11 protein-coding genes and 1 tRNA gene are annotated in these 13,084 nt (G+C 62.0%); 11 read left to right on the top strand and 1 reads right to left on the bottom strand.

Going from position 1 to position 13,084, the window contains the following annotated elements; genetic code table 11:
* The first annotated feature begins 88 nt into the window (after positions 1-88).
* The 7 genes from AC1ZV1_RS24010 (at position 89) to AC1ZV1_RS23980 (ending at position 8,292) form a co-directional block, all read left to right on the top strand.
* Positions 89-1,636: an EAL domain-containing protein gene (locus tag AC1ZV1_RS24010; RefSeq protein ID WP_484293930.1), complete on the top strand. Its 1,548-nt coding sequence runs from the start codon at positions 89-91 to the stop codon at positions 1,634-1,636.
* A 544-nt stretch (positions 1,637-2,180) separates the two neighbouring features.
* Positions 2,181-2,570 (top strand): type IV pilin protein, encoded by a 390-nt coding sequence (locus tag AC1ZV1_RS24005; protein ID WP_484293929.1) that lies wholly within the window; start codon positions 2,181-2,183, stop codon positions 2,568-2,570.
* 5 nt (positions 2,571-2,575) lie between these two features.
* The gene (gene pilV / locus AC1ZV1_RS24000; RefSeq protein WP_484293928.1) at positions 2,576-3,127 is read left to right on the top strand and encodes a type IV pilus modification protein PilV; all 552 of its coding nucleotides are present in this window, start codon (positions 2,576-2,578) and stop codon (positions 3,125-3,127) included.
* Positions 3,124-4,242 carry a PilW family protein gene (locus AC1ZV1_RS23995; protein WP_484293927.1) on the top strand — a complete coding sequence of 373 codons (1,119 nt, stop codon included), beginning with the start codon at positions 3,124-3,126 and terminating at the stop codon, positions 4,240-4,242. The genes pilV and AC1ZV1_RS23995 overlap by 4 nt, the downstream gene beginning before the upstream one ends.
* Entirely contained in the window at positions 4,239-4,727 is a 489-nt protein-coding gene (locus tag AC1ZV1_RS23990; RefSeq protein ID WP_484293926.1) for a hypothetical protein, read from the top strand. The genes AC1ZV1_RS23995 and AC1ZV1_RS23990 overlap by 4 nt, the downstream gene beginning before the upstream one ends.
* A 2-nt stretch (positions 4,728-4,729) precedes the next feature.
* Entirely contained in the window at positions 4,730-7,780 is a 3,051-nt protein-coding gene (locus tag AC1ZV1_RS23985; RefSeq protein WP_484293925.1) for a pilus assembly protein, read from the top strand.
* Between the two features lie 11 nt (positions 7,781-7,791).
* On the top strand, positions 7,792-8,292 hold the full coding sequence (locus tag AC1ZV1_RS23980; protein WP_484293924.1) for a GspH/FimT family pseudopilin: 501 nt from the start codon (positions 7,792-7,794) through the stop codon (positions 8,290-8,292).
* A gap of 118 nt (positions 8,293-8,410) precedes the next feature.
* Here the strand turns inward: AC1ZV1_RS23980 and AC1ZV1_RS23975 are convergent.
* Positions 8,411-8,496 (bottom strand) — tRNA-Leu (locus tag AC1ZV1_RS23975).
* Positions 8,497-8,601: 105 nt separating this feature from the next.
* Between AC1ZV1_RS23975 and queA the strand changes: the two genes are divergently transcribed.
* The 4 genes from queA to secD all read left to right on the top strand — a co-directional run bounded on the left by queA (position 8,602) and on the right by secD (position 13,083).
* Positions 8,602-9,645, top strand: a complete 1,044-nt coding sequence (gene queA, locus AC1ZV1_RS23970) for a tRNA preQ1(34) S-adenosylmethionine ribosyltransferase-isomerase QueA (protein ID WP_484293923.1) — start codon at positions 8,602-8,604, stop codon at positions 9,643-9,645.
* A 12-nt stretch (positions 9,646-9,657) separates the two neighbouring features.
* The gene (gene tgt / locus AC1ZV1_RS23965; protein WP_448683882.1) at positions 9,658-10,776 is read left to right on the top strand and encodes a tRNA guanosine(34) transglycosylase Tgt; all 1,119 of its coding nucleotides are present in this window, start codon (positions 9,658-9,660) and stop codon (positions 10,774-10,776) included.
* A 38-nt stretch (positions 10,777-10,814) separates the two neighbouring features.
* Positions 10,815-11,156, top strand: a complete 342-nt coding sequence (gene yajC, locus AC1ZV1_RS23960; protein WP_017522301.1) for a preprotein translocase subunit YajC — start codon at positions 10,815-10,817, stop codon at positions 11,154-11,156.
* 64 nt (positions 11,157-11,220) lie between these two features.
* Positions 11,221-13,083 carry a protein translocase subunit SecD gene (gene secD / locus AC1ZV1_RS23955; protein WP_484293922.1) on the top strand — a complete coding sequence of 621 codons (1,863 nt, stop codon included), beginning with the start codon at positions 11,221-11,223 and terminating at the stop codon, positions 13,081-13,083.
* Position 13,084: the final 1 nt, after the last annotated feature.

Genomic DNA, 13,084 nt, shown 5'->3' with positions numbered 1-13,084 from the left:
GTGGCTGTTCTAAGCTCAAACCACGCCGCTGCCCATGGGGGAGTGGCAATGCGTCGCAGGTCGCGGCGCCGTCGAGCAAGGATCAAGGATGCCGCTACGCAGCTATACCCGGCGCAGGCTGCTGCCCCGTCTGGTCTTCTCCCTATCCATGGCGCTGCTGCCGCTGTTGCTGGGCAGCGGCATCATCTACTGGCAGACCTTGCGGACCCTGTCTGTGGAGGCCCGTACCGCCTCGAACGAGGCGGTACGCCTGTTCGACGTGATGCTCGGCAATGCCACGGGCGCGGCTCGGGTTGCGCTGCTGCATGAGGATGAGGCTTGCGATGACGCTACCCAGGTTCTCAGGGAGCAGGTCGCCGTTGTGCCGTTCGTCCGCTCGTTGAATCTGACCCGAGACGACGACATCTATTGCACGTCGCTCTTTGGTGAGTTCGATGAGCGAATCGACCCCGGCCGTTATGTGGATGGCATGTTGCGCTTGATGGCCGGGAACCGGGTAACGCCGCTCTATGCGCTGCTGATTCTGCGCCGTCCGGAAGGGCGTCATGCGGCCCTTGCGACCGTGGACGGCCGCTACCTGAGCAACACGCTGCAACTGGTCGATCAGCGTAGCGATCTGCAGTTGCAGGTCGGTGGGCAATGGATGGACGAGGCGGGCCTCGTTCGGGACGGTGTGCCAACGCCACTTCCGCTGGGCCATGTCGTCCAGTACTCGGAGCGTTTCCCCTACGCGGTGATCGGCGGCTTTCCTGAGGGGGCGCAGTGGCAACACATCCGAGAGGACTCGCTACCGCTGGTGACGCTGATGTGCATGCTTGGCGGGATATCGGGGTTTGTCTGCTTCTGGCTCTGGGGACGCTCGGCTACACCGAGCCTCGAGTTGGAACGGGCCCTGTTGGCAGGAGAGTTCGTGCCCTATCTGCAACCGTTGGTGGATGCCCGGGACGGTCGCTGGGTGGGGGCGGAGGTGCTGATGCGCTGGATCCACCCGCGGGAGGGCATGGTCGGCCCTGACCTGTTCATCCCCATGGCGGAGCGATCAGGTCTCATCGTGGCGATGACCCGAGAGTTGATGCATCAGGTCGCCGATGGGCTGTCGCCCCACGGGCAACTGCTGGGGCAGGGCTTCCACCTGAGCTTCAACATCAGCGCGCGCCACTGCACTGAGCCGGGGCTGTCCGGCGACTGCCGTGACTTTCAGGCGCGCTTCCTGCCTCACCGTCCTGAACTGACTCTGGAGCTCACCGAGCGCGAGCTGATCGTTTCCAGCGAGGTGACGGACGAACTTTTCGACAATCTCCACGCGCTGGGCGTCAAGCTGGCGATCGATGACTTCGGCACTGGCAATTCCAGCCTGGCCTACCTGCACCGCTTCAAGGTGGACGCGCTGAAGATCGACAAGAGCTTTGTGGCGATGATCGGTGTGGATGCGCTGTCGTCCCATGTCCTCGACAGCATCGTCGAGCTATGCGGGAAGCTGGACCTGATGATCATCGCCGAAGGCGTGGAAACGCCGGAGCAGCAGGCATACCTCGCCCTGCGCGGTGTGGAGGTGCTGCAAGGGTACCTTTTCGATCGACCCATGCCGTTGACGGCATTCGTCCAGGCGCTTCAGGAGCGGCGGGCTCACATCTGAAGCCTACCTTGTGGTCCGGGATTCGGCACGAGCGCCTGCCTCAGCAAGATATTCAAATCAGGACGGCAGTGAGTTGACTCGGTAGTTGGCTCATGAATAGCCGAACACATTAATGTCGAGGATGAAAGAGGTTCTCGTTAACGGTTGGTGTGGGTTATTTAAAAGTTATCAGTGCATTTTCTTACGGTTTATTAAGTGATAAGGAAAGTATGCCTTGACGCTTTCTTCACCAATTATTGATGCATATTTAATAGTTGGTACGGATGTGCCTAAGTCTCCTTTCGATAACTTTAAAGTGTTTCGTTTTTGATACATGGCGTATCGCTATATGCCCCATGATGCTTATTTGTGGTTTCGCTCTAATGCCGCGTGGTTGCCGGCTTTCCGGATTTTTCACCAATTCTGAACATCTTTTTCGCTAGCTATTTTTATATATGTCGAAACGCCGGCGACGACTGGTATTGAATTGTCGCGTGGGTGGAGTGGCGAATCGCCATTTAACTAATAGAGTCTGTTGAAAGACCTTTTGAAGTGAGTCTGGATAATGTCTCAAGATTCCCGCGGTTTTACCCTGATCGAATTGATGGTGGCGGTGGCGATAGTTGCGATCCTGGCGATCATTGCTTATCCCAGCTACCAGCAGTACGTCATTCGCGGAAAGCGGTCTGCGGCCCAGGCGCAAATGATGGACATCGCCAATCGCCAGCAGCAGTACCTGCTGGCCAACCGCGCCTATGCCACCAAGTCTGCGCTGGAAAGCGGGGGGTACGCGCTGCCCAGCGATGTGTCCGGTAATTACAGCTACGACATTGCCCTGGGCAGCGGCAACCCGCCGACCTTCACCATCACCTTTACCCCCAGCGGCGCGCAGGCCAGCGATGGCAACCTGACTCTGGGCAGTGATGGCACCAAGACGCCAGCGGCCAAGTGGTGACCGACATGCTGACTTCCCGGCAACGCGGCTTCACCTTGATCGAGCTGCTCGTCAGCATCCTCATCATTTCCCTGGGACTGCTCGGACTGGCCAAGCTGCAAACACGTATGCAGCTGTCGGACATGGAGTCCTATCAGCGCGCCCAGGCGCTGCTGCTGCTCAATGACATGTCCAGCCGGATGAACGCCAACGCGAAGAACTCCGCCAGCTATGTCACCGGCAGTTCTTCGCCGGTGGGCTCGGGCATGACCTGTCCGACCAGCAGCGGAACCCGCCAGCAGTCGGATCTGGCGGATTGGTGCAACAGCCTGCAAGGGGCCTCGGAAGTGGGGGGCGGCAGCGTGAAGGCCGGCGCCATGCTGGGCGGCCGAGGCTGCATCGAGTCGTTGGGCAGCAATCAGTATCTGATCACCGTGGCCTGGCAGGGCATGACGCCGATCTCGGCGCCGCCTTCGAGTGTGGCCTGCGGCAGTGGTAGTTATGACGGGGCCTCGGGCTGCAGTAGCGATCTCTGCAGGCGCGTGGTCACGACCATCGTGCGGGTAGCCTCGCTATGAGTGGCCCAGCGCGCCACAGGGGCTTCACCCTGGTCGAGATGATGATCGCCGTGACTATCAGCTTGCTGATCATGACGGCGGTGCTGACGCTCTACCTGAACCTGCGTCGAACCAGTGATGACATGGCCAAGACCAATGCGCTGATCGAGAACGGTCGTTTTGCCGTTGGCCTGCTGCAGGAAGACCTCGCCCATGCCGGTTTCTGGAATGGCTACGTGCCGCAGTTCGACGACCTGACCGCCACTGTTCCGCCTGCCGACTACCCGAAGGCGCTGCCGCCGGTGTGCTCCGCCTTTTCCACCTGGACGCAGCAGGACAGGATCAACGCTGTCGGCATCGTGGTACAGACCTATTCCGCCGTGCCACCCGGCTGCTCGGGGATCGTCACCAACCTGGCAAGCAACTCCGATGTGCTGGTAGTACGGCATGCCGATACCTGTTCGCCCGGCGTAGGTAATTGCGAAGCTCTGACGGCCGGCAAGGTGTACTTCCAGTCGTCCTTCTGCAAGACCGAGACCCTTGGGGCCTTTGTGCTGGATACGACCGGTTTCACCCTGCACAACCTTGACTGCCTGACTATCGCCGAGCGCCGCAAGTTCGTTACTGACCTGTATTACGTGCGCGACTACGCCGCCACGGTCGGCGATGGCATCCCGACCCTGGTGCGCTCCACCTTCGACAGCTCCGGTGGCGCTACCCCGGCCAACGCACTGCAGGCTGCAGTGCCGCTGATCGACGGGATCGAGGCGTTCAGGGTCGAACTGGGGCTCGACAGCCTCAGCAAGAGCAATCAGGCCACGGACTACACCGCGGCACCGTCGTGGGCTGATGCAACCACCAAGGTCACCGTGACGAACCGTGGCGATGGTTCGCCGGATGGTGCCTTCGTCCATTGCGGCGCTGGCTCCTGCACCGTGGACCAGTTGGTGAACGTAGTGGAAGCCCGTCTCTACATCCTCGCCCGTACTCGTGCGCCGGCGGCGGGCTACAGCTCGGACAAGACCTACGCCCTGGGCAGTACCACCCTGGGGCCGTTCACTGACGGCTACAAACGGCACCTGTTCACTTCCAGCGCGACGCTGGTGAACGTTTCCCGACGGAGGCAGACGCCATGAGTCACGAACTACACGTGTCCAGTCAGCGTGGAGCGACCCTGCTGATCACCCTGGTGATGCTGTTGATGCTGATGCTTATGGTCGGCAGTGCCTACACGCTCAGCGGCACCAACCTGAAGGCGGTGGGCAACATGCAGTCACGCGACGAAGCCATCGCCGCGGCCGATGTCGGCATCCAGCGCGTCATCGGCTCGGCGTTCACCTCGGCCCCGACGGCTGAGCAGCTCAGTGTTGATATCAATAACGACGGCACCACCGATTACCAGGTGTCGATGGCGGCGCCGGTGTGCATGAGCGCCAGGCCGAGCGCAACCGCTGACGTCTGCGGTGGGGAGCTTTCAGGGATGTGTTCGAGTGGTTGGGACACCGTGTGGGCGCTCAACGCCAGCGTCGTCGATGCCGTGACCGGCACGTCGGTGAAAGTGCGTTCCGGCGTGCGCGTACACCTGACCGATACGCAGAAGATTGCCGCATGCGGAGCATGACCATGAACAAGAACAACAGCGCCGGAATGCTCCGGTGGGTATTTGCCATTTGCCTTCTGTGCATCGCCCAGTCGGCCGTCCGCGCCGACGACATCGACCTGTTCGTGGGGACTCCCGCGGGCGTCACCGATGCGCCCAATGTCCTGATCATCCTGGACAACACGGCCAACTGGACGACGCCGTTCAGCAACGAGATCACTGCGCTGTCGTCCGTGATCAATGGGTTGCAGGTGAACAAGTTCCGCGTCGGCCTGATGCTCTTCACCGAGTCGGGTGGCGGCAACAAGGGGGATGACGGCGGCTACGTGCGCGCCGCCATGCGCCTGCTCGACAGTTCGACCAAGACCAAGTACCAGGCGCTGGTCAACAGTCTGGACGTGAAGAATGACAAGTCCAACAACGGCAAGGCATCCAAGGCGATGGAGGAGGCCTGGCTGTACTACTCGGCGGGCACGCCCAACTCCGGCAACCAGAAGGCCAAGACGGACTTTACCGGCAATACCGGCGGTACCACGGCATCCAACGCCATCTATGCCCTGAACGGCAACGCCCTGTCGTCGGTCGCCGCTACCACCTACAACAATCCCATCGTTGCCGGCTGCGCGAAAAACTTCATCATCTATATCAGCAACGGCGCCGCGCAGGACAACACCAACGACCTCTCCCAGGCCACTGCGGCTCTGGCTGCGGCAGGCGGCAACACCACGGCGATCCCCATCTCTCCCAGCGGCTCGCAGGACAACATGGCCGATGAATGGGCGCGCTGGATGAAGAAAAGCCCCCAATCCATTACCACTTACACCGTGGACATCAACAAGGTCACCACTGGCCAGGGTCCGGGTTGGACGGCGCTGCTGAAAAGCATGGCCAACGCCAGCAGCGGCAAGTACTTCGACGTCAGCGCCAGTGGCACCCAGATTTCCGATGCGCTCAACGCCATCTTTTCCGAGATCCAGGCGACCAACAGCGTATTCGCGTCGGTTACCCTGCCGATCAGCGTGAGCTCACAGAGCACCTACCTGAACCAGCTGTTCATCGGCATGTTTCGCCCGGATGCGAATTCGTTCCCCCGCTGGCCCGGCAACCTCAAACAGTACAAGGTAGGCGTCGTCAGTGGCCAGCTGACCACGGTAGACGCCGATGGCGCCAGTGCAATCAACAGCGCCACTGGCTTCATCACCGAGTGCGCCAGGAGTTTCTGGACGCCTACCTCGCTGGACAATTACTGGGCCTTCAAGCCCCAGGGCAATTGTCAGACAGTGACCGGATCGGACGTGTCCAACTATCCTGACGGCAACATTGTCGAAAAAGGCGCACAGGCCTATGTATTGCGGCAGGCCAGTTCGCGGACAATGAAGACCTGCAGCCCAACGACCTGCACTACCCTCACCAACTTCAACGCCGCGAATACGGCGATCACTCAGGCCCTGCTGGGCGCAGCGGATGCCACCGAACGCAGCAACCTGATCGGTTGGGCCCTGGGCGCTGACAATCAGGACGAGAATACCAACGGCAACCTCACCGAGATGCGCCCATCGATACATGGTGACGTGGTGCACTCGCGCCCGGCTGCCATCAATTATGGCACCTCGACTTCACCCTTGGTGGTGGTCTACTACGGGGCCAACGACGGGTTGCTGCATGCCATCAACGGCAATCGCACCGGCACTGTTGCCGGTGTCGCCGCTGGCAATGAAATCTGGTCGTTCATGCCGCCGGAGTTCTACCCGCGCATCAAGCGCCTGCGGGACAACGCCATCACGATCAGCTTCCCAGGCCATACCACTGGTACACCGACACCTCAGCCCAAGGACTACGGCATGGATGGTTCGGTCGCAGCGGTCCAGCAGGGCACCAGCACCTGGATCTACTCCGCCATGCGTCGCGGCGGCCGTTCGATCTACGCCTTCGATGTCACCACCCCGGCCAGCCCGACCCTGAAGTGGAAGATTGGCTGCCCCAACCTGACCAATGACACTGGCTGCAGCACGGGCTTCACCGGCATGGGGCAGACCTGGGCGACGCCTGTTCCCGTCCTGAGCCAGGGTTACGGCAGCGGCACGTCGAATATCCTGATCATGGGCGGTGGCTACGATACCTGTGAGGACGCTGACCCCAATAGCTGTACGTCATCCTCCAAGGGCAATCACATCTACCTGATGGATGCGGACACCGGTGCCTTGCTCAAGACCTTCGACACCGCTCGCGGGGTGGTTGGCAACGTTGCCGTGGTTACTGACAGCAGTGGCATGATGGTCTATGGCTATGCCGCCGACACGGGAGGGAACGTCTACCGGATTTCCGGTGTGGACGCCTACAGCGCCATTGGCAACACCGCGCCGGCCAGCTGGACCATGACCAAGATCGCGTCCCTGGGGTGTGCGACGGCGACCACCTGCTCGGCCAACCGAAAGTTCCTGTACGGTCCAGAAGTCGGCTATGTCAGTGGCCAGTATGTGATTCTCCTGGGTTCCGGCGACCGCGAGAAACCACTGCTCAGCTACACTTCCGCCGCCAGTGTGGCGAACCGCTTCTATGTCCTGCGTGACAAGCCCAGCGATGCCAACTGGCTGACGCTGGAAAACGCCACCTGCGCCGCCAACCTGATCTGCAACAACTCCCTGCTGCCGATTACGACCAGTACCACGCCCAGCAATGCGCAACTGGCGGCGTATCCCAAGGGGTGGTACCTGGGGTTGCAATCCACCGAGCAGGTCGTGACGTCGGCGTTGCTGCTGTACAACACCATTACCTTCAGTACGCACCAGCCCGCCGTTCCCAGTGCTACCAGTTGCTCCAGCCTGGGGACCGCGCGCGTCTACAACATCAGCTACCTGAACGCCGCAGGCACCGGTGATCAGCGTTTCGGGGTCATTGCTGGCGGCGGGTTGCCGCCGTCGCCGGTAGCGGGCCGGGTGCAACTCGACGATGGAACCCTTAAGGACTTCGTCATCGGCAGCTCTGCCGATTCGCCCGAGAGAGTCATTGAGCCCGGCGGACCTGGCACGAGTTCTCAGCCAAAATCCTGGGTCTTCTGGGATATCGAGCGATAGGAGGGCGGGCCATGAGCGCAGTTTCCCGGCGTGCAGTCAGCGGGTTTACCTTGCTGGAGCTGATGATAACCGTGGTGGTCCTGGCGATCCTGGTCGGTATCGCGGTGCCCTCGCTCGGTGATGCCACCCTGGCCGGCAAGCTCGCCGCCAGCGCCAACGATCTGGTGGCCGGCGTGGCGATGGGGCGCAGCGAGGCGATCAAGCGCAACGCGGTGACCAGCCTATGCGTGTCCAGTGATGGCGCCAGTTGCGGATCGGGCGGGTGGGATCAAGGCTGGATCGTCATTTCCGGTTCCACCGTGATTCAGAAGCACTCCGCCGCGCCAACGGGCTTCAAGGTCACTTCCAGTGTCGCCAAGATCGACTTCCAGCCGACCGGCGTGGGCAATACCCAGGCAAACATCACCGTGTGCCGCTCCGCTCCCAAGGTGGGATCCCAGGAGCGAGTCGTGAACGTCAGCGCGACGGGGCGCGCCTACGTCAGCACGACGACGACAGGCGTCTGCTCCTGATGCGCTGACCTTTCCCTGCATGCGCCTGCAGGGGCAAATCGCAGCCAACAAAAAACCGGCCCGAGGGCCGGTTCTTCGTGAGTTTCGACAGTTCATCGGAACTGTCGAAACAATGTGGTGGTGCCCCGGGAGAGACTCGAACTCTCACTCTGTCGCCAGAAACGGATTTTGAATCCGCCGCGTCTACCATTCCGCCACCGAGGCAATGGCGCGGCAGTATAGGGAGACGCTCTGCGTCGGTCAATCGGCTCGCATGGTCAGAAATCGGCATATCCAGTAAGATGTGCGCCCCTTCGAGAATGCTCCCCCATGCGCGTCGCTGACTTTCATTTCGACCTGCCCGAGGCGCTGATCGCCCGCCATCCGCTACCTGAACGCCGCTCCAGCCGTCTGCTGGTGCTGGACGGTCCGAGCGGCGAGCTCAGCCACCGGCAATTCGCTGACATCCTCGGCTTCCTCAAGCCGGGTGACCTGATGGTGTTCAACAACACCCGGGTAATCCCTGCCCGCCTGTTCGGCCAGAAGGCCTCCGGCGGCAAACTGGAAATCCTCGTGGAGCGCGTGTTGGACAGCCACCGCGTGCTGGCCCACGTGCGTTCCAGCAAATCGCCCAAGCCGGGATCGAAGATCCTCATCGACGGCGGTGGTGAAGCCGAGATGCTGCAGCGCCATGACGCGCTGTTCGAGCTGGGCTTCAGCGAGGATGTGCTGCCGTTGCTGGAGCGCGTCGGTCACATGCCGCTACCGCCTTATATAGACCGCCCGGATGAAGACGCCGACCGCGAGCGTTACCAGACTGTCTATGCCGAGCGCGCGGGTGCCGTTGCTGCCCCGACGGCCGGCCTGCACTTCGACGAGGCACTGCTGGAGTCGATCCGCGCCAAGGGTGTGGACACCGCGTTCGTTACTCTGCACGTCGGTGCTGGCACCTTCCAGCCGGTGCGCGTCGAGCGCATCGAAGACCACCATATGCACAACGAATGGCTGGAAGTCAGTCAGGACGTGGTCGATGCCGTGGCCGCGTGCAAGGCGCGCGGTGGTCGGGTGGTCGCTGTCGGCACCACCAGCGTACGCTCGCTGGAAAGTGCCGCCCGCGACGGCGTGCTCAAGCCTTTCAGCGGCGACACCGATATCTTCATCTTCCCCGGGCGGCCGTTCCATGTGGTCGACGCCCTGGTCACCAACTTCCACCTGCCGGAATCCACCCTGCTGATGCTGGTCTCCGCCTTCGCCGGTTACCCAGAGACCATGGCTGCCTACGCGGCGGCGGTGGAGCGGGGCTATCGCTTCTTCAGCTACGGCGATGCCATGTTCATCACACGCAACCCGGCACCGCGCGGCCCCGAGGACTGATCCATGAGCTTCATGACATTCGAACTGCTGGCCACCGAGGGCAAGGCCCGTCGCGGCCGCCTGACCTTCCCCCGCGGCGTGGTGGAAACCCCGGCGTTCATGCCGGTGGGCACCTATGGCACCGTGAAGGGCATGCTCCCGCACGACATCGAGGGCATCGGCGCGCAGATCATCCTCGGCAATACCTTCCACCTGTGGCTGCGCCCCGGCACCGAGGTGATCCAGAAGCACGGCGACCTGCATGACTTCATGCAGTGGAAGGGGCCGATTCTCACCGACTCGGGCGGTTTCCAGGTGTTCAGCCTGGGCGCGCTGCGCAAGATCAAGGAAGAGGGCGTGTACTTCGCGTCGCCCGTGGATGGCGCCAAGGTCTTCATGGGGCCGGAAGAGTCCATGGCCGTGCAGCGCGCGCTGGGCTCGGACATCGTGATGATCTTCGACGAATGCACCCCGTACCCGGCCGAGTTCGACGTGGCCAAGCGCTCGATGGAGCTGTCGCTGCGCTGGGCCAAACGCTCGAAAACCGCACACGGCGACAGCCCTTCGGCCCTGTTCGGCATCGTCCAGGGTGGCATGCACGAAGAGCTGCGCATGCGCTCGCTCGAAGGCCTGCAGGAAATCGGCTTCGACGGCCTGGCCATCGGTGGCCTGTCGGTGGGCGAACCCAAGGAAGAGATGATCCGCGTGCTGGACTTCCTGCCGCCGCACATGCCCGCTGACAAACCTCGTTACCTGATGGGAGTGGGCAAACCCGAAGACCTCGTGGAAGGTGTGCGCCGCGGCGTCGACATGTTCGACTGCGTCATGCCCACCCGCAACGCGCGCAATGGCCACCTTTTCGTTGACACCGGGGTGATCAAGATCCGCAACGCGGTGCACAAGCACGATGAGTCTCCGCTGGACCCGACCTGCGATTGCTACACCTGCAAGCACTTCTCCCGCGCCTACCTCTACCACCTGGACAAGTGCGGCGAAATGCTCGGCAGCATGCTCAATACCATCCACAACTTGCGGCATTATCAGCGGCTTATGGCTGGTTTGCGCGAGGCAATCCAACAGGGTACATTGGCGAACTTTGTCGACGCCTTCTACGCCAAGCGCGGCCTTCCCGTGCCACCGCTGGCGGACTGACCTTATTCATCGAAAAAGCTTTGAGACAGGAGTTTCCAATGAGTTTTCTGATTCCCGCTGCCTACGCTGACGCCGCAGCTCCCGCCGCTGCTGCAGGCCCGGCCGGCACTGGCTTCGAGTGGATTTTCCTGGTCGGTTTCCTGGTCATCTTCTACCTGATGATCTGGCGTCCCCAGGCCAAGCGCTCCAAGGAGCACAAGAACCTGCTGTCCGGCCTGCAGAAGGGCGATGAAGTCGTCACTTCCGCCGGTATCGCCGGCAAGGTGACCAAGGTCGCCGAGGACTTCGTCGTCGTCGAGGTTTCCGACAACGTCGAGCTGAAGTTCCAGAAGGCCGCGATCGCCGCCACCCTGCCGAAAGGCACCCTGAAGGCGATCTGATCCTCCACCTAGAAACCCAACCGACGGGGCGCAAGATGCGCCCCGCGTCATAACGGGCGGTGTCATGCTCAACAAGTATCCCCTGTGGAAGTATCTGCTGATCCTGGCGGTCCTGGCCGTCGGTTTCATCTATTCCGCACCCAACCTCTATCCTGACGATCCGGCCGTCCAGATCAGTGGCGCGAGCACCGCGCTGCAGGTCACCCAGGCCGACGTCGACAAGGCCAGCAAGGCGCTCGCCGATGCAGGCATCGCCGTCAAGGCTGGCTCGCTGGGCAAGAACAGTGGCCTGATTCGTCTGGTCAAGCAGGAAGATCAGCTGCCGGCGAAGGACATCGTCCGCCGCGCGCTGGGTGACGACTACGTAGTCGCCCTGAACCTGGCCCAGACCACCCCGAACTGGCTGCGCAGCATTGCCGCCCACCCGATGAAGCTGGGTCTGGACCTGTCCGGCGGTGTGCACTTCCTGCTGGAAGTGGACATGGAGAAGGCCGTCGACGCTCGTATGAAGGTGTACGAGAACGAGGTCAAGAGCGCCCTGCGTAAGGAGCGCGTGCGCTACCGCAGCCTGCCCGTGCAGGACGGCGGCATCCAGTTGGGCTTCACCGAAGACGCCGACCTGGACAAGGCCAAGTCGATCATTGCCAAGGATTTCCGCGACTTCGAGGCCACCCAGAGCGAGCGCAATGGCATGCAGGTCCTGCGCCTGGCCATGACCGCCACCAAGCTGGCTGAAATCCGCGAATACTCGATCAAGCAGAACCTCACCACCGTCCGCAATCGCGTGAACGAGCTGGGCGTGTCCGAGCCGCTGGTTCAGCGCCAGGGTGCCAACCGCATCGTCGTCGAGCTGCCGGGCGTGCAGGACACCGCCGAAGCCAAGCGTATTCTCGGCAAGACCGCCAACCTGGAGTTCCGCCTGGCCGCCGAGCCGGATGCGATCAAGTCCTCCACCGAGACCTTCGAGTTCCGCGAGCCGCGTCGCCCGCCGGCGACCCTGGAGCGTGGCGTGATCATCACCGGTGACCAGGTCACCGACGCCAGCGCCAGCTTCGACGAGAACGGCCGTCCGCAGGTGAACATCCGTCTGGATGGCCACGGCGGCGAGCTGATGAACCGTGCGACCCGCAACAACGTCGGCCGCAGCATGGCCGTGGTGTTCATCGAGCAGAAGCCGATCATCCGCTACACCAAGCAGGTCGTCGATGGCGTCGAGCAGGAAGTCGCTGTTCCAGCGTTCAAGGAAGAGAAGCAGATCATCAGCCTGGCGACCATCCAGTCGCCCCTGGGCAATCAATTCCGCATCACCGGTCTGGACGCTCCGGGCGAATCCTCGGAACTGGCCCTGCTGCTGCGTGCCGGCGGCCTGGCTGCGCCGATGTACTTCGCCGAAGAACGTACCATCGGCCCGAGCCTGGGAGCGGACAACATCGCCAAGGGTATCGACGCGTCCCTGTGGGGCATGGTCTTCGTTTCCCTGTTCATCATCGTCATCTACCGCTTCTTCGGCGTGATCGCCACCGTCGCCCTGGCCTTCAACATGGTCATGCTGGTGGCGCTGATGTCGATCCTCGGTGCGACCCTCACCCTGCCGGGTATCGCAGGTATCGTGCTGACCATGGGTATGGCGGTGGACGCCAACGTGCTGATCTTCTCGCGGATACGAGAAGAGCTGGCGGCGGGTATGTCGACACAGCGGGCGATCCATGAAGGCTTCAACCGTGCCTTCACCGCGATCATCGACGCCAACCTGACCTCGCTGCTGGTCGGCGGCATCCTCTACGCCATGGGCACCGGCCCGGTGAAGGGCTTCGCCGTGACCATGTCCCTGGGTATTCTCACCTCGATGTTCACTGCCATCATGGTCACCCGCGCAATGGTGAACCTGATCTACGGCGGCCGCGACGTTAAGAAGCTGTGGATCTAAG

Source organism: Pseudomonas sp. BB438 (assembly GCF_057180225.1).
The sequence above is the reverse complement of the archived record's forward strand: the minus strand, read 5'-3'. Positions and strand labels throughout refer to the sequence as shown.

Coding starts and splice junctions, on each gene's coding strand:
- AC1ZV1_RS24010 (WP_484293930.1), top strand. CDS start 89: ATGCCGCTACGCAGCTATACCCGGCGCAGGCTGCTGCCCCGTCTGGTC.
- AC1ZV1_RS24005 (WP_484293929.1), top strand. CDS start 2,181: ATGTCTCAAGATTCCCGCGGTTTTACCCTGATCGAATTGATGGTGGCG.
- pilV (WP_484293928.1), top strand. CDS start 2,576: ATGCTGACTTCCCGGCAACGCGGCTTCACCTTGATCGAGCTGCTCGTC.
- AC1ZV1_RS23995 (WP_484293927.1), top strand. CDS start 3,124: ATGAGTGGCCCAGCGCGCCACAGGGGCTTCACCCTGGTCGAGATGATG.
- AC1ZV1_RS23990 (WP_484293926.1), top strand. CDS start 4,239: ATGAGTCACGAACTACACGTGTCCAGTCAGCGTGGAGCGACCCTGCTG.
- AC1ZV1_RS23985 (WP_484293925.1), top strand. CDS start 4,730: ATGAACAAGAACAACAGCGCCGGAATGCTCCGGTGGGTATTTGCCATT.
- AC1ZV1_RS23980 (WP_484293924.1), top strand. CDS start 7,792: ATGAGCGCAGTTTCCCGGCGTGCAGTCAGCGGGTTTACCTTGCTGGAG.
- queA (WP_484293923.1), top strand. CDS start 8,602: ATGCGCGTCGCTGACTTTCATTTCGACCTGCCCGAGGCGCTGATCGCC.
- tgt (WP_448683882.1), top strand. CDS start 9,658: ATGACATTCGAACTGCTGGCCACCGAGGGCAAGGCCCGTCGCGGCCGC.
- yajC (WP_017522301.1), top strand. CDS start 10,815: ATGAGTTTTCTGATTCCCGCTGCCTACGCTGACGCCGCAGCTCCCGCC.
- secD (WP_484293922.1), top strand. CDS start 11,221: ATGCTCAACAAGTATCCCCTGTGGAAGTATCTGCTGATCCTGGCGGTC.